The following is a 15,392-nucleotide window of genomic DNA, read 5'->3' as shown; positions in this document are numbered from 1 at the left end:
TTCTCTCCCAGAATTTATTATTCCACAGTGTATATTTAATATTGAAACGGTTCGTCAAGCATGATGCGCCAGGACAGAGGCGGTCAGTCCGCCTTTTCCTCCACGGGGGTCAGGTTCTTCATGAAGGCGACAAAGTCGGGTCCGAATTCAGGCAACGGCAGACCCAGTTTTTCCGCCAGATAAAGCGTCATGAAATTGTCGTTGAGCGACTTGTTGGTGGCAGGAATGTTGCCGATGCCGACCTGACGGTCGAACGCGCCGACCGCGACCAGCGCCATGCGCAGCGCCGCGACAATATCGTAATAATCGAGATTCCTCGCCTTCTGCCCGCTCGCATGTTCCCAGATAGCGATGGTCTCGTCCTTGCTCGGCAGGCCTTCCAGCCTGGTGACGCCGAAACGGCGACCAAACAGATCGTCAAAATAAAGCCACCAGGCCAAATCCAGCTCCGCCGGGCCAAGTGCCGCCAGTTCCCAGTCGATCAGAGCGTTCACGCTGCCGTCTGGACTAAACATCACGTTGGAGGGCGTCGGGTCGCCCCAAAGCACGTTAACGCTGGCATCGTTGGGCATGTTCGCGCGCACATAAGCCATCGCTGTATCAACGATCGGCATGGTCCGCCCCTGCCCCGCCGCCTTGTGCCACGCTTCCAGCGCGCCGACATATTGATCCAGACCTGGCTGGCCGTTCTCGGGCTGAGCGAGAAATTCAAATCCCTCGCGCCAGTTGATTTTCGCCAGGCTGGCGAAGGCCGTAATGGCGTTCGTGAAGCTCTGGTGCCGCTGGTCGGGCGTCATCTCGACGAGCCAGCCTTCGAGATTATAATTGGGCTTCTGCTTGGCGCATTCGCCATCGACCTTGCCCATCACGAGGAATGGCAGACCCAGAATATCGGAATCGAGATGCATCCCGATCCATGACGGAACGGGAAGGTCGCCGCGTGCATCAAGCGCCGCCATCATCTTGCCTTGCAGTGCGAGACTGCTACCGAACACGACTTCGAGATTCGTCGGTTGCCGACGCACGACAAGCGTCTGGCTCTGTGGTCCGACGGTATCGGCATAGTCGACATCGACGAAGAAAATATCGGCGGAGAAGCCGGCGCCGAGCGTAACGTCCAGCGGCTTCACGGTGATGTTGCGCCAGTCAGGCTTCTCGCTTGCGAGCCAGTTCTGCAACTGGGTAGTGATACGATCCGGGGTTAGCAGTTCCATCAGAGTCCCTTCCCCGCCAGCGCGCGTTTCAACTCCGTCGTCAGCGGCCCCATATCCTTGGGCGAGGAACCATGGAGCAGGATTTCGTCGGCGCCTGCATCAAGGAAACCCATCAACTGGTCGGCGCATTGAGCGGCCGTGCCAACGGCTGCACCCTCATCCAGCCATTGCTGCGGAATCAGCCTGCTGACATCGACCAGTTCCTGCCTCGTATAGGCCTGGTCGGCGGGCTTGCCGTTGAGGCCCGCGATCTTGGGATGGGCGCGAATGTCGTCCAGCACCTTCTTGTCCCAGCCATTGATTTCGACGATCAGGTCGCCAAAGCCCGGCAGTTCGAAATAGGTAATGGCGCGGCCACCGACTACCGCCTCTTCCTCGTCCTTGGGGAGGTCGGGGGCAACGATGATATTATGATAGATCCGCACCGACATCGGGTCGCGCCCCGCTTTCTCCGCCGCGTCGCGCACGATCTTCGTGCTATTTCTCACGCCCTGTGCCGAGACGAAGGGGTGCAAAAGCACGCCGTCGCAATGTTCCCCCGCAAACTCCAGGGACTTGGGACCGATGGCGGTGAAGATGATCGGCGGTGGAGCGCTTCCGCTCCTGTCGGTCAGGCTGATCGCAGGGAATTTGCCCAGCACGCCCTCATAATCGACCTTCTCGCCGGCCCAAAGACGGCGACAGATGGAGATGAGGTCGGCCAGCCGTTCCATGGTGATCGGCGGTGAACCCAGCATCTTCATATAGGCGGGAACAGCGCGTGCGAACATCAGGCGGAAACGGTCCCCGCTCATCGCCTGCATCATGTCGGCGACACTGGCCGTGACGAGTGGATGGCGCATCGTCGCATACATGGTGCCGGTGATACGGATCTTGCTTGTGGCCTCGCTCACGGCACCCGCAAGGACCGCAGGTTCCTTGAGCGCGTAGCGTTCGGAAATCCACACGCAGCCAAGACCGATACGTTCGGCTTCCTTCGCCTCCTCGATACCCCGATGCGGATCGTTGACGCGGCCCGGCAGGATATAGGTGCCGAACTTGTCAAACAGCGCCTTTGCGCCCGGCTCCTCAAATCCCGTCATGCTTATGTCCTCATACAAATATCTGACACAGGCATTGCCGCCTTGGCCTTTACTGGCAACCTATCAAAGGGCAGGCGCGGGATGGACCTCAACATAAAGGCGCGTGAGTTTGAGGGAGGCAATCTTCCATTGCCCATCCTGCCGAACATAGCGTTCATGATAATGGCCAAAGCCCGTGATCGACGCAGCGCCTGGCAGCGGCGATTTGCCAGGCGACCAGACCACCCGGTCCTGCATGGGCGTGATGACATGCGCCTCGTCGCCTCGCAAATCGATTTCCGACATATGGATCTGATGCGCAGTCTTGGCACCATCGACCGACCAGATAATGGTTTTGCGGATCGCATCATGCCCGATAAAAGGGGGCTGGCCTGTATCCTCCTCGACATCCAATACCGCATCGGTGGTGAACAAGCCGATGAAACCGTCCCAATCCTTGGTGTCGAGAAAGCGGCAATAGCGCGCCTTCACAGTGCGGATCGCCTCATGGTCGAGCAGCTTTGCCAGATCGTCGCTCATCATTCCCAACTTTCCCTCACCAGATGATACGGGTGTGCGCCCGCAAAGTGCGCTCGCGGATGGCCTCGATACGTTCTGTGGGCGTAACGAGTACCGTCTCTGCCGGCAGATGACTGCGCACTTCGGCCAGTTTCACTTTCTTCATCATGGGCGTCGGACGTTCGTCGGTGTTGAACCACCGCCCCTGCACTGCGCCACTGGGATAGCCCGATGTGTCGAGCCAGTTATGCACACCTGGATCTCGCGCGGAAATGACCGCGCGGAACACATTATCGCCATCGACCACGGCCTGCGCGACGTTCAGGCTGGACTGGTTGTGATACCAATCGATCGTCTCGTACAATTCGTTGGTCAGGATCAGCGACCAATAGCCGACATCGCGTGGGATCTTCACCTCGGTGATCAACGCCTCGTCATCGGCCAACTCATAGGCGCCTTCATAATAGGACTGGCGCGCCAGCCCGGTCATCTGCGAAAAGTCGACCACCTTCAGAACATTGATAAGTCCCTCATCGCGCAGCTTCTGCACCTTGTCGGGGAAGGCCAGCGCGCACACTGCCGCTGTCGCCGGGATTTCGGCGAAACGATGCGCCAACTGCTCCAGGGTCGGCCGTCCTTTGGCAGCCTGCGCCGCATCCAGCCGAACGATGCCGAAGCGCGGTTCGCGCTCAATGCCCCAGTCGCAGCCGACGATACGGATCATCAGCTTTTCGGTTTCCGGCTTCAATTCCCACCAATCGCCCTTATGGTCGGCTGGCCGCTGCGGCGAGAGGATGACGTCGAAGCTGCCATCCTGCGCGATCTGCAGATCGTCGAAATCATTAGCGTCCTGCGCCGGATGATGCTGGCCCGTGCGTAGCGTATCGGGACCAAGCTGGGCCAGGATCATCATCCGGGTTGTGCCGCGGTCGCCCCGGATACGGTAGGTGCCGCCCTTTTCGATCAGCGCCGCCTTGTAGATCGTGTCGGCATTGGGCTGAAAGATATTCTGGCAGATGTTGAGTTCGGGCACGAATATCGGATGACTGCGGTCGTGCATGATCGCATCGTTCGCCGTGCGCAGCACGCCCGACAACAACAGCCGCATCGATTCCTGCATGACGTGCGGGTCGTCCCGCAGCCGCTCGGGAATGCGATTGCGCATCTGCTGGCCCAGGGGACGTAACTGGTCGAGCAAGTCTTCCCACTCGAAAATGCCGCTATCGTTCATGTCGTTCTCCACAGTCGATCGGTTCTCGGACAAGGCCCTGGCGTCGCCGACGGGCAACAGCAGACCGGCCAGCATGGCAGAGGCGCCGACACCCAACTCACGTCGCGACAGCTCGTCCCTAATGCGCGACAAGCACATTCCTTACATCCTCGCGCCGCCGGGCATCGACGCCTGCGGCATCGAAATAGCCATCAATCCCGCCCCACTGATCGGCCACCATCTCCAGCGCACGACTGAGAAAGCCTTCGTCGATGCCGATCAGCACCGCGACCATCTCGTCGGGCGGCACGAAGCCGAACGTCGCCTGCAAGTCGCTTTTCAAATGGCCCGACATCTTCAGATTCTGTCCGAAAATATCGGACTTCCCATAGTCGGCGACGATCGCCTCGCGCGGCACGCCCAGCAAATCGAGGAACAGCGCCACAACCACGCCTGTACGGTCCTTGCCCGCCGTGCAATGCACCAGCATTGGCGTATCACCTGCCAACAGCGCATCCACCATGACCGATACATGCGGCAGGAAAGCTTGGGGCATCAGTCCATAATTATGCGTCATCACCTCGGTCGCGCGCCTGGCGGTCGGATCGCGGCCCAGCGACATCCACATATCCTCGCCCTGCGCGCGCAGGTCAGTGTTCATGTCAAGGTTCAGTATCCGGCAATCCGGGCCGCACCAGTCATGAGGCGCCTTGTCCCGCTCCAGCGTGGATCGCAGATCGGCGACCGCGCGAAACCCCAGTCCCGCCAATTCGACATGATGGTCCTCGACAAAGCTCGCGGGCCCCTCCGAACGGAACAGGATGCCTGAGCGCACGCTACCACCTTGGTTCGTTGGCAATCCGCCAATGTCACGGAAGTTGAGGCGAGATAATGCCTTAGTCATGGTGCCTTCAGCCCTCCAGCGCCGGATAGGCCGGCACGACGACACGCATCTGCGCGAGCAGTTCGGACGACATCCAGACATGTTCGATATAATGGCCAAGCGTCTCGCGCTCGTCGGTGTAGATGTAGCGCAACATGTCCCCTACAGCCCCTTCAAACACCACCGGATGCCGGGTGAGGTCGAGCGAGGCGACATGCGCGTCCCAATTCTCGATCGGCCCATCAATGCGCGTCGCGATATGATGGAACCGGATCGCCAGCCCATCGCCGTCGGGCAAAATCTCCCTGAACATCGAGGCGGTATCCCCAACCGGCTCGATCAGTTCGATTTCCACGCCGCCGACGACCGCCAGCGCGACCTTCAGGATGGGCCGCCCTGCCGGGTCTTCACCAGGCTGGATGTTCGACAGTTCGAAAAAGCCGGGCGTCCCATATTCGGCCTTGAGCGCAGCCATGGCGGCGTTGAGGTCGTTGGTCACATAAGCCACCTGGCTATGCTGGCTGTTGGGCCGGGCGAACATGCGTTTCTCCTCTAGGGGCGATCAGAACAGCCGCGCCACTGGCGGCCTGGCACCTGCCGGATGGTCAGTTGGCGATCATCTTGCCGCCATCCACGACCAGCGTATCGCCAGTGTGGTAGGCGGACAGGTCGCTGGCGAGATAAACGACCGCCCCTTCCAGATCGGAAGGTTTACCCGCGCGACCGAGCGGCGCCTTGGCCGCCACCATATCGGCGATCATCTTGCCCACGTCCGGATCGGCGAAGGTCATCTCGGTCTCGATGAAGCCGGGCGCGATGACGTTGCAGCGTATTCCGATCGGACCAAGCTCCACTGCCAGCGCCTTGGCGAGCGAATTGAGCGCCCCCTTGGCAATGCCGTAATGAGCCATGGTCGGCACGCCCTGGAATATCGAGCCACTGCCACAGATGATCAGCGATCCCCCCGGATCGCCCGCTTCGGCCCGCGCCTTCATGTGCCGCGCCCCTTCGCGAAGGGTAAAGACCGCGCCATCGAGATTGATGTCGATCAGCTTACGATAGGTGAGTACGTCCATATCCGTGAATGCGATCTGGCTGGCGACGCCCGCATTGGCGACCACCGTGTCGATCCGACCCATGGCATCTAGCGCGCGGGCGAAGCCGGCAACGATCGCCGGCTCATCGGTGACGTCGATAGAGTCGGCAAAGACCCGGACGCCATAAGCACGCAGCGCTGCCGCCGCCTCTTCATTCTTGTCGGCGCGCCGCCCCCAGATGACGATATCACTTCCCGCGCGGGCAAGCCCCCGCGCAAAGCCGAAACCCAGGCCAGAATTGGCGCCGGTGATCAGCGCCACCTTACCGCTCAGGTCGAACAGATTTTCCGGCAATCCACGTCTCCCGTTAGCCACTGGCTGACCCAGGGGCGCTTTTGTGGAACAGTGAAACGACAATCATCGACCAGCAACCCGCCAGACTTTCGCAATCATGCCATTGCCATCGCGAAACGGCCTTGCGCTCAATGCGTCATCATCTTCCGATATTGAGTTGGGGTGATCCCGGTTGCCTTGCGGAAGGCCGCCGAGAACGCCGCCGCGCTTTCAAAACCACATTGCCAGGCGATCATCTTTATGGCCGGCCCGGCCGGGTCGAGCAGACGGCGCGCCTGATCGACCTTTCGATCGGTGATATAGGCGGTCAGCGTCCGGCCAGTCGCGGTCTTGAACTGACGGAAGAAGTGACGGGTGGACAGACCGCATTCGGATGCTAGTGCAGCGACCGAGGGCGGCTTGCCCGGCTGCTCGATACGATCATTTATGCGGTCTATCTGGGCGCGAGACAGGCCGCGTGTAAACGCCTCCCCGCCGGTGGAGCAGCGGAGATATCGGTGCAACTCGATCGTCGCCTGAATCCAGACCGCCTGCGCCAGCATCTCGCTGCAAAAGCCTGGCTGCGCAATCTCTTCGGCAATGCGTCGCAGCGCCAGACCCACCGGCTGGCTGCGAATATCGAGCGACGCCTGTAGCATCGCCTCCGATGCGCCGATCTCTTCCGCCTCCAGCCCCGACCCGTCAAAGCCGCAGCAGATCGACGTCTGCTCACCCTCGCCCCAATGGGTGAGAAGACTTTCCCCCGCCGGGATGAAGATCATCTGCCCCAGCGCCCGTGCCGTGCCGCTCTCGCTCCCGGCATAACCGCCGCGCGGGCTTCCCGGACGAGGCGAGAGGGCCAGATCGAGAAAGCTTCGCGAAGAAGAGAATGTCCCGCCCTGCGGGCCGTGAAAACGGTAATGATGCAACTCCATCACGACACCAGGCAAAGCAATCCGTCCTCTGACGGTGCACTCCATCGTCGGCGTAACCGGCACGTCATAGACATGGGAAACGGCGTTCATCTGTCTTCTCCATGCATCGGCCCGTTCGAAGGTTCCGAACATTTACAATGGACTCTGGCACAATGGCACTCTGGCGAGAAATTTGGCGCAATGGCTACAGTCGCGCACCTTGCCGAAGAAAGGGTCGCACGCCTTAAATGCCGCCCATCATAAGACACGATCGAAGGGAGAGCGACATGAGCAGTCCTGCGCAGGAACAGGCCGCACGCCAAAACGTCATCGACATCACCGACCTGCACCACCCGGTTCTGACCGAAGTGCAAAAGCAGGTGATGGCAGGTGCGCAAGCCGCCGCCGACCAGATCATTCTGCAACCCGAAGTGATATTGGGCGCAGCCAGGGTACAGACCGGCCTGTCCGACTTTGGTCCCGATGATTTTCGTGAGCGGATGGACATATGGTGTCAGGCTATCGACGAAGATAGCAACGCGTCAGCAGTTACCCGCGCAAACCTGTTCCAGATGATGATCCGCTATGCCGCTACCCGGCTGCGGATCGAGGATATCGTGAAGCGGCATCCGGAGATATTGGACATAAAGATCGAACGGCCGATCATCGTCGCCGGGCTGCCGCGTTCAGGGACAACCCATCTTCTGGGCCTGCTGTCCGCCGACCGCCGCTTCCGCTCGCTCCCATGGTGGGAAGCGATTGCGCCGGTGCCTGCCCCGGATGAAGCGCCCACGCCCGAAGACCCCAATCCCCGCTGGACCAAGGCCGAGCAAGGTTGGCGGATGATGGAATCGATCCTGCCCTATATGGCGATCATGCACGAATTTTCGCCCGACCATATTAGCGAGGATATCGAGTTGCAGGCACCCGATTTTTCCTCCTATCTGATCGAATGGCTGGCTATGGTTCCGCGCTGGCGTGACTATTATCTGAGCCACGACCAGTCCGGCACATACGCCTATCTCAAGAAATGCCTGCAGGTGCTGACATTTCTGCAAGGCCCAAGCCGATGGGTCATCAAGTGCCCCCAGCATATGGAGCAATTGCCCGCCCTCTATAAGATCTTTCCCGACGCAACCTTCGTCCTTGCCCATCGCGACCCGGTCGGCTCGATCCGATCGCAGCTCACCATGTACACCTATGCCGCGCGCATGTTCCGCAAGACGATCGATATTCAGGAGCCACTTGGTTACTGGCCCGATCGCTACGAACGGCTGCTGCGGGCTTGCGTGCGCGATCGCGACATTCTGCCGCCCGAGCGGACGATCGATGTCTATTTCCACGACTGGATCAAGAACCCCGACCCAATCCTGAAAGAGATTTACCGAATTGCCGACATTCCTCTCACCGATGAGGCGCTCGCCGACCTCCATGCCTATCTTGCTGAACATGGCGAACAAAAGCAGGGGAAAATCGTCTATGACCTGGAACGCGACTTCCACGTCACCGCAGAGGCATTGCGCAAACCCTTCGGTTTCTATTTCGATCGCTTTCCCGTCCAGGTCGAGGTGAAATAGGCTGCAGGACGTCCCGCCCTGCCGTCTGGCAGGATGGCAACCACAATCTGTTGGCTAGAGGATGGCCAATCATCCATTCCAACAGAGGAACACCATGCCCGAACTGAACGTCATCTTGCGCGACGGCACCCAGCAAGTGATCAAAGCCTCAGCCGATCTGTCGGTGATGGAGGCTATCCGCGACACCGGTTTCGATGAACTCCTGGCGTTGTGCGGCGGTTGCTGCTCCTGTGCGACCTGTCATGTCTATGTCGAACCGGCATTCGCCGACGCACTGCCGCCGGTATCGGCGGACGAGAATGACCTTTTGGACGGATCACCGCATCGCAACGAACATTCGCGCCTGTCCTGTCAGGTGATGATGACGGAGGCCCTGTCTGGCATGAGTATCACAATTGCGCCCGAAGACTGATTATGAAGACCCAACCCATATTATAACTGAGAGGACTATCGTGGCCTGGAAAGAACCCATTCGCGAGCAGCTCGATGTATCCGACTCGACACTGCTCACCGACCAGCAGAAGAAGATGGTCAAGCATTGGACCGATCTGCAGGAAGTGCTGAACGCCGGCGATTTTGAAGGAATGGACCGTTTCTTCCATCCCGACTTCCGCTACGGCAATCCGAACCGACCGGACCTTGGCACCTATGATCAGTGGAAGACCTCGCCGGTCGCGCTCTACAAGACCTTTTATCCTGCCGCTTACAAGACCATTGATGCGGTCGGAAAGGGCGAGGACGAAATCTGGATCTACGCCACCCATTACTGCAAACATGTCGGCGGCCCCTATATGGGCGTGCAACCGACCGGCAACGAATTCCAGGTGAACTGGTTCTCTATCGTCAAGTTCCAGGACGACAAGATCGTCAATATCTTCAGCATTTCCGACGTGCTGACCATGTTGAAGGATATCGGCGTCGTCGACGTACCACAGCCTGTCGACCCCTATAAGTAAGACTGTTTTTCGCTCCCTTCCTTCCGAGCCGTCAGGCGACGGGAGGAAGGAGGGCGGCAAGCAGGAAAGAAGCCAGGCGTTCAGCCTGTTCGTGGGCATGGGCGGCGTCGATCTCCCGCCCTGCGCCCAACCGCTGCTGCATCGGTGCGGCGTTGAAATAAAAGCCCACACCTTGCACCAGCAGCGCCATCAGCGCTGCCGTCGAGAGATCATCGACCGGCCGTTGCCGCCGTACAGCATCCAGCAGGTCGTCAAGACGTTTCTGGAACGGCGACACGAAGCGTTCGACGATATGATCCAGCCGCCACGTCGAGCGGCAACCTTCCAGGTTCGTAAGCGCGACAATATCGCCGTTGCGCGTCGCCCAAAGACAAAATCGCTGGACCAGGTGACGCAACCGGACTTCCGCATCTGCCTGTTCGTCGAACGCGGTTTCGACGAAGGGTGACGCCTGCGCCATGCGCCAGTCGATCGCACGTATCCACAAATCTTCCTTACGTCCGTACCGCACGTTCAAAAGATTATGGCTGACACCAAGTTGTTTGCTGAGGTCACGCAGCGTCGTTCCTTCATAACCTCGCTCGGCAAAGGTCGCGAAAACCAGCCCCAGCAACGTGGCTTCGTCCACGGCCAGTGCGGCGTTCTGGGCGGGGCGACCGCGGGTGCGCTGGGGGCGATCTAGCATCAACTGGTCCATAGCGAAAAAAGTTGACATATAAATTGTCACTCGTCAATTTAATGCCAAGGAGAATGGATAGCCGCTATGAGTCTTGCACAAGATCTTTGGTGGGCAGTGGCCCGGTCAGAAGAAGTCACCTCGAAGAAGCCATTGTCGGTCGATATTGGCAATCAGCCTGTCGTTCTATGGCGCGACAATCAGGGGATCGCTCGCGCCTTGGAAGACCGTTGCCCCCATCGTCGGGCGCCGCTCTCGCTGGGCTGCATCCGCGACAATGGCTTGATCCAGTGCGGCTATCATGGCTGGAGCTATGACGGCGAGTCGGGGCGGCTAAAAGAAATCCCGAACATGAAGGATCAGCAAAAATTTCCGCCGATCTACAAGGCCCAAGCCTTTGGCGTCAGCGAGCAGGGCGGATTCGTGCGGGTCTGCCTCAATCCCAAGGCACAAGCGCCGCTCAGCGCAGAACCCAAATATACCTATTGCGGCACCGTGAACGTCAGCCTGACCCATCAGGAATATCTGAACGCGCTCTATGACGATCCCAGCCTGGTCATCGCGATCAGGGGGGTGCGTTTCAGCCCCTATCTGATGTCGGAGTTGCACGAGGAAGACGGGATGCTCGTCATGGAGCGCAACTGCCAGTGGAACCCGGTGCATTGGCCATCGCATTTCGTCGCGGAATTTCCTCTCACCCTGCTCACCCGGACGCATCCGCTGACTGGCGAGACCCAACTCACCCTGCGCGACGACCAATTTAACGATCTGCTCCACGCGGCCCTGTCGCCCGTGCCGTCGGCGCGCGGCGTTACCGCCGTTCGCTGGCGCGCCGAACTGGGCGTTCGTCATCCCGGTCTTCGCGGAGCGATGTTGAGGGGGATCAATCCGCTTTCGCTGCTCTCCTCGGTCGATGGATCGAGGCTGCGCACCGCCAAGCCGACCGTCTCTCTGCATGGCGAAGACCTGCGCAATTCCATGCTCGATACCCCGCAACCGGCCGATGGCCAGACCGTCGCCGCCTGAAGGAGGATATGAAGATGCTCGAAGTCGCTGACCGTTCCGTTTCCCATGATGACAGCCCCGCCTCCACCGGCGGCGGCAGTCCGATTGCGCTGAACGCCATCAACCGCTGGGTGCCGCACAACATCGTGATGCGCGATAGCTGGTTTCCGGTCGCCCATGATTATTCAGTGACCGGCAAGCCAGTCCGTCGCGCCATATATTCCCACCCCATCTTCCTGTGGCGCGACAATGGCGTGGTCGTCGCAAGCGAATTCCATCCCAATGAGCGGATCGCCCGCGACAAGAGCGAATATACTGACGCGCGCGGTCGCTATCCGGTGATGGAGCATTATGGCGTCGCCTGGGTTTGGTTCGGTAATCCGCTGGCAGCCGATCCGCGCCATCTGCCCAGCTTGCCGTTCCTGCCGCCCAAAGGCGGCCTGCCTCGGCACATGACAGCGACCGTTCGGTTTGAAAGCTCGGCACCGATCAGTCTGGAAAACCTCATCGACCTTACCCATGCCGACTTCCTTCACGCCGACGTTGTCGGCGACGAGCGTTCGGATAGCGAGACGGTAGAGACCTTCTACGACAGCGAGACGGTCACGATGATCCGGACCTGCGTCAACAAGTCGGTCGCCCCGGTCATGAAGTTTTTCAGTGGCATCAAGCAACCGACCCAGAATGTGCGGCAGGTGATCCGCATCTATCTGCGATCGCACTGCGCCATCGCCTATGGCCGCTTTAGCCCCGGCGACGATGTCCCTCTTTTCCACCCATGCACACCCGAAACGCGGGATCGCACAAGGATGGAAATGGTCATGAACACCAGCAATGCGGGTCTGATGTTCCGTCACGTCATGCCCAAGGCAGGGTATAAGGTGTCGCGGCAGGACAGCTATATGACCTCGCCCCAGAGCCCTCGCTACATGCGTCACACCGACCGCAAGGACCTGCACAGCAAGTTCGATCAGGCCGGGCAGCGCTACCGCATGGCGATGATGGAATTGGCCGACCGGCAGGAGAAAGGCGATTTTTCCTATCGCGACAATGTCAGCGCCGATTGCAGTGATATTATCGGCCTACGCAAGGAACTGTTCCAGTTCTGATTTCTCTCTCCCCTAAAGGGCGGGCCTGACGGTCCGCCCGGTTTTTTTCTGGGAACTCCCATGCCCAAGCTCGTCAATGCCGTCGGCGGCGAACGCCGCTGGTGGGCCGTCATGCCTACCCTTCCCGCCCCCGCCATGGCCGGCATCGGCCAGCAGATGGAGCAGGTTGGCTTTGAGGGCTGCTTTTCCCTCCAAATCTATGGCCCGCCCTTCGTACCGATGGCGGCCACTGCTGCGCTGACCAGCAGTCTCAAGGTCGGCACCGGCGTCGCAATCGCCGGTACGCGCAGCCCGGTCGAAACCGCCTATGCCGCTATGGACGTGGACCGGATTTCAGGCGGGCGCTTCGTGCTGGGCCTGGGCTCCAGCATCAAGAGTTGCGTCACTGACATGTATGGCGAGCCGGAACGCAAGTTGCTCACGCATCTGCGCGAGAGCGTCAAGGTGATCCGCTACGTCAACGCCAATGCACACAAGGGCCTGGACCCCATCGACGGCGAATATTTCACTGCCGACTTTGAGGAAATGATGCTGACCGCGCCACCGGTGCGCGAAGAGATACCGATCTGGATCGCAGCGCTACAGGACAAGATGACAGCGCTCGCACTCGAAATCGGTGATGGCTTGATGGTCCACGCCCTGTGGTCGGCTGCCTATACGAAAAGCAGGCTGCCTTTTATCAATGATATGCTCGCCAAATATGGCCGCACCCGAACGGACATTGAAATCAACGCCTGGCCCTGGATCGCAGTCAATGACGACAAGCAGAAGGCGATCGACGACAGCCGTGCAACCGTGGCCGCCTATTCGGGTTACAAGGCCTATGAGCCTTTCTTCGAGGCGATCGGCTTTGGCGACCAGGCCCGGGCCTGCCAGCTAAGCTTGGGTGAGCATGGTGACATCGCCAAGGTGATCGGGAATGTATCCGACGCCATGGTCGAGGCGTTCGTGATCTGCGGTCCGGTGGACGAGGTGTTGGAGAAGATCGAGCCGTTCTGGGACGTGGTCGACTCGCTCTGTCCGATGACGCCCTATCGCGAGCTAACAATGGAACAGCTGACCGACTATAATGCCGGTCTCTACACGCTGGTCGCTACCGCAAAGGCGCGCGCCGGAGCGGTCGCCGAAACAGCCTGAACAGCGGAGTCAAACAAGACAGGCCCGCGCCGCTCAACAGCCGCGCGGGTCCTGTACTAACGCGCGCGGGTCATGCCGTGACCCGCGTGGTCGCCATCGCCTTGCCCGCAATATAGCCTGTCACCATGGCCGGGCCGACATTGCAGCCATGCGCCGGCGACTTGCCGCGCCAGATCGAGTTGGCGTCCAGACCTGCGGCATAAAGACCTTCTACCGGCTTCCCATCGCTGCCGATGACACGGCAATGGTCGTCGATCTTCAATCCGACCGTGGTCGAACCATCGCCTGGATAGATTTTGATCGCATAGAAGGGCGCACTCTCCACCCTGCCGAGACACGGATTGGGCTTGTGCTTGGGATCACCGATCTCGATGTCGATCTGGCTATCGCCCTTGCCGAAGTCCGCATCTTTGCCGATTTCGGCATAGCGGTTCATCTTCGCCACCGTCGCAACCAGTCCATCAGCATCGACACCAATCTTGCCAGCAAGATCTCGGAGCGTCGGCGCCTGCGTCACATAGCCCGCCGCGATCAGTTTCTTGAGACCGCCACCGCCCGGATAGACCATGCCCATGCCATATTTCTTGACGAAGTCCGCGTCGCCGATGATGTGCGCTGGAACGGCCCCGCTGCTATGCATTGCTTCGACGAAATGCACCGACGCCTCGTTACCGAACCGTTCCCCCTTGCCATTGACCGCGATACAGCCAGGCTTGGACATGTCGATCAGATGGGCGTAGCGCGCGACATAACCGTCAGGTCGGGTCATCTTCGACACCACCGCCCAGACCGCATTGACGATATTCTCACCGTCGAGGGCCGCGCCCGCCTCCAGCCCCATATTCATTCCGTCGCCTGTATTTTCATAGGGCAGGATCGACACATGCTCCTCGGAGAAAGGGATATAGGCCTTGCGCAGTTGCTCACTCGCCGAAAAGCCCCCCGACGCCAGAAGTACGCCGATCCTGGCTCCAATCGCCGCCCCACCGACGCGCACGCCGGTAACGCGGCCTTCTTTGACCACCAGTCCATCGACGGCGGCCTCCCTACGCAAGGTCACGCCCGCGTCGAGCGCCGACTGCAACAGGCGTGCGGCCAGCGCATTGCCCATGGTCAGCCGCGTGCCCCGCGGATAGCGGCGCAGCTTGTCGGCACCGAACTTCGCGGCCAGCTTGCCGAAATGGAAAAGCGATTTTGGCGAAGGCATGTCGGCCAGATAAGGAAGATCGAACAGGTCGATCATGAAGCCACCTGGCGCATTAAACTCCTCGCGCGCTGGCCGCAACTCGGCGAAATGCGCGCCCAGTTTCTTCCCGTCATACTCCTGTGGCGAAAGCAGGCGGCCATGGTCCATCGCACCTGGCACTTGCGGATACCAATCGCTGCTTGGCGGCGAAAGCAGGAAGCGCACCGCACTATGCTGTTCCAGCCAATCGACCATTTCAGGTCCGGTATCGAGATAAGCGTCGATCAGCGCAGGATTGGCGCTGGGTCCGATCACGTCCAGCACATATTGGCGGGCAACAGCGCTGCTGTCTTCGACACCCGCGGCCTGCGCCTGTGCACTGCCCGGAATCCAGATACCGCCACCGGACAGCGACGTGGTGCCGCCGAAATGTTCCGCCTTTTCCAACACGAGTACGGAAAGACCGTTAGCAGCGGCTCGGACCGCCGCCGTCATGCCCGCCGCACCTGATCCTACCACGACCACATCAAATTGGGTCACTAAGTCCTCCCGATCCTCTTCGCTTGGCCGCCTGA

At 60.0% G+C, this 15,392-nt stretch carries 16 protein-coding genes; 6 read left to right on the top strand and 10 right to left on the bottom strand.

The annotated features are described in order from the left end of the window. Positions 1-83: 83 nt before the first annotated feature. The 8 genes from WFR25_RS12620 to WFR25_RS12585 all read right to left on the bottom strand — a co-directional run bounded on the left by WFR25_RS12620 (position 84) and on the right by WFR25_RS12585 (position 7,282). Complete coding sequence (locus WFR25_RS12620) at positions 84-1,214, bottom strand: phosphotransferase family protein (protein WP_336971326.1); 1,131 nt, start codon at positions 1,212-1,214, stop codon at positions 84-86. Further along, a complete protein-coding gene (locus tag WFR25_RS12615; RefSeq protein WP_336971324.1) occupies positions 1,214-2,296 on the bottom strand; it encodes a TIGR03857 family LLM class F420-dependent oxidoreductase in 1,083 nt (360 codons plus the stop codon). Before WFR25_RS12615 ends, WFR25_RS12620 begins: the two co-directional genes overlap by 1 nt. Before the next feature lie 63 nt (positions 2,297-2,359). Then, positions 2,360-2,818: a nuclear transport factor 2 family protein gene (locus WFR25_RS12610; protein WP_336971323.1), complete on the bottom strand. Its 459-nt coding sequence runs from the start codon at positions 2,816-2,818 to the stop codon at positions 2,360-2,362. Positions 2,819-2,831: 13 nt separating this feature from the next. Beyond that, positions 2,832-4,157: a DUF1214 domain-containing protein gene (locus WFR25_RS12605; protein WP_336971321.1), complete on the bottom strand. Its 1,326-nt coding sequence runs from the start codon at positions 4,155-4,157 to the stop codon at positions 2,832-2,834. After that, a complete protein-coding gene (locus tag WFR25_RS12600) occupies positions 4,144-4,839 on the bottom strand; it encodes a tyrosine-protein phosphatase (protein WP_336971319.1) in 696 nt (231 codons plus the stop codon). The genes WFR25_RS12605 and WFR25_RS12600 overlap by 14 nt, the downstream gene beginning before the upstream one ends. Before the next feature lie 76 nt (positions 4,840-4,915). After that, positions 4,916-5,428, bottom strand: a complete 513-nt coding sequence (locus tag WFR25_RS12595; RefSeq protein ID WP_336971317.1) for a VOC family protein — start codon at positions 5,426-5,428, stop codon at positions 4,916-4,918. 64 nt (positions 5,429-5,492) lie between these two features. Next, positions 5,493-6,278 (bottom strand): SDR family NAD(P)-dependent oxidoreductase, encoded by a 786-nt coding sequence (locus tag WFR25_RS12590; RefSeq protein WP_336971316.1) that lies wholly within the window; start codon positions 6,276-6,278, stop codon positions 5,493-5,495. Between the two features lie 128 nt (positions 6,279-6,406). After that, positions 6,407-7,282 (bottom strand): AraC family transcriptional regulator, encoded by an 876-nt coding sequence (locus WFR25_RS12585; protein WP_336971315.1) that lies wholly within the window; start codon positions 7,280-7,282, stop codon positions 6,407-6,409. A gap of 176 nt (positions 7,283-7,458) precedes the next feature. Between WFR25_RS12585 and WFR25_RS12580 the strand changes: the two genes are divergently transcribed. From WFR25_RS12580 to WFR25_RS12570, 3 genes are all read left to right on the top strand, one after another. Then, positions 7,459-8,748 carry a sulfotransferase family protein gene (locus WFR25_RS12580; RefSeq protein WP_336971314.1) on the top strand — a complete coding sequence of 430 codons (1,290 nt, stop codon included), beginning with the start codon at positions 7,459-7,461 and terminating at the stop codon, positions 8,746-8,748. A 94-nt stretch (positions 8,749-8,842) separates the two neighbouring features. Further along, positions 8,843-9,160 carry a 2Fe-2S iron-sulfur cluster-binding protein gene (locus tag WFR25_RS12575; RefSeq protein WP_336971313.1) on the top strand — a complete coding sequence of 106 codons (318 nt, stop codon included), beginning with the start codon at positions 8,843-8,845 and terminating at the stop codon, positions 9,158-9,160. Positions 9,161-9,200: 40 nt separating this feature from the next. Next, positions 9,201-9,704, top strand: a complete 504-nt coding sequence (locus WFR25_RS12570; protein WP_336971311.1) for an ester cyclase — start codon at positions 9,201-9,203, stop codon at positions 9,702-9,704. Positions 9,705-9,735: 31 nt separating this feature from the next. Here the strand turns inward: WFR25_RS12570 and WFR25_RS12565 are convergent, their stop codons facing one another. Then, positions 9,736-10,419 (bottom strand): TetR/AcrR family transcriptional regulator, encoded by a 684-nt coding sequence (locus WFR25_RS12565; RefSeq protein ID WP_336971310.1) that lies wholly within the window; start codon positions 10,417-10,419, stop codon positions 9,736-9,738. Between the two features lie 48 nt (positions 10,420-10,467). Here WFR25_RS12565 and WFR25_RS12560 point away from each other — a divergent pair, with 48 nt between their 5' ends. From WFR25_RS12560 to WFR25_RS12550, 3 genes are read left to right on the top strand one after another with little or no spacing between them, the layout of a single operon-like run. Continuing rightward, positions 10,468-11,406, top strand: a complete 939-nt coding sequence (locus WFR25_RS12560; RefSeq protein ID WP_336971309.1) for a Rieske (2Fe-2S) protein — start codon at positions 10,468-10,470, stop codon at positions 11,404-11,406. A gap of 14 nt (positions 11,407-11,420) precedes the next feature. Continuing rightward, complete coding sequence (locus WFR25_RS12555) at positions 11,421-12,494, top strand: oxygenase (protein ID WP_336971308.1); 1,074 nt, start codon at positions 11,421-11,423, stop codon at positions 12,492-12,494. A 60-nt stretch (positions 12,495-12,554) separates the two neighbouring features. Then, a complete protein-coding gene (locus tag WFR25_RS12550) occupies positions 12,555-13,631 on the top strand; it encodes an LLM class flavin-dependent oxidoreductase (RefSeq protein WP_336971307.1) in 1,077 nt (358 codons plus the stop codon). A gap of 70 nt (positions 13,632-13,701) precedes the next feature. Here the strand turns inward: WFR25_RS12550 and WFR25_RS12545 are convergent, their stop codons facing one another. Then, positions 13,702-15,357 (bottom strand): FAD-dependent oxidoreductase, encoded by a 1,656-nt coding sequence (locus tag WFR25_RS12545; protein WP_336971306.1) that lies wholly within the window; start codon positions 15,355-15,357, stop codon positions 13,702-13,704. Positions 15,358-15,392 lie beyond the last annotated feature (35 nt).

The organism is Sphingobium aromaticiconvertens (assembly GCF_037154075.1).
GTDB classification, from domain to species: domain Bacteria; phylum Pseudomonadota; class Alphaproteobacteria; order Sphingomonadales; family Sphingomonadaceae; genus Sphingobium; species Sphingobium aromaticiconvertens.
This window is presented reverse-complemented; position numbering and strand designations above follow the sequence as displayed.

Excerpts from the sequence above, each read along its gene's own strand:
- WFR25_RS12620 (WP_336971326.1), bottom strand. The coding sequence starts at position 1,214 with ATGGAACTGCTAACCCCGGATCGTATCACTACCCAGTTGCAGAACTGG.
- WFR25_RS12615 (WP_336971324.1), bottom strand. The coding sequence starts at position 2,296 with ATGACGGGATTTGAGGAGCCGGGCGCAAAGGCGCTGTTTGACAAGTTC.
- WFR25_RS12610 (WP_336971323.1), bottom strand. The coding sequence starts at position 2,818 with ATGATGAGCGACGATCTGGCAAAGCTGCTCGACCATGAGGCGATCCGC.
- WFR25_RS12595 (WP_336971317.1), bottom strand. The coding sequence starts at position 5,428 with ATGTTCGCCCGGCCCAACAGCCAGCATAGCCAGGTGGCTTATGTGACC.
- WFR25_RS12585 (WP_336971315.1), bottom strand. The coding sequence starts at position 7,282 with ATGAACGCCGTTTCCCATGTCTATGACGTGCCGGTTACGCCGACGATG.
- WFR25_RS12580 (WP_336971314.1), top strand. The coding sequence starts at position 7,459 with ATGAGCAGTCCTGCGCAGGAACAGGCCGCACGCCAAAACGTCATCGAC.
- WFR25_RS12575 (WP_336971313.1), top strand. The coding sequence starts at position 8,843 with ATGCCCGAACTGAACGTCATCTTGCGCGACGGCACCCAGCAAGTGATC.
- WFR25_RS12565 (WP_336971310.1), bottom strand. The coding sequence starts at position 10,419 with ATGTCAACTTTTTTCGCTATGGACCAGTTGATGCTAGATCGCCCCCAG.
- WFR25_RS12560 (WP_336971309.1), top strand. The coding sequence starts at position 10,468 with ATGAGTCTTGCACAAGATCTTTGGTGGGCAGTGGCCCGGTCAGAAGAA.
- WFR25_RS12555 (WP_336971308.1), top strand. The coding sequence starts at position 11,421 with ATGCTCGAAGTCGCTGACCGTTCCGTTTCCCATGATGACAGCCCCGCC.
- WFR25_RS12550 (WP_336971307.1), top strand. The coding sequence starts at position 12,555 with ATGCCCAAGCTCGTCAATGCCGTCGGCGGCGAACGCCGCTGGTGGGCC.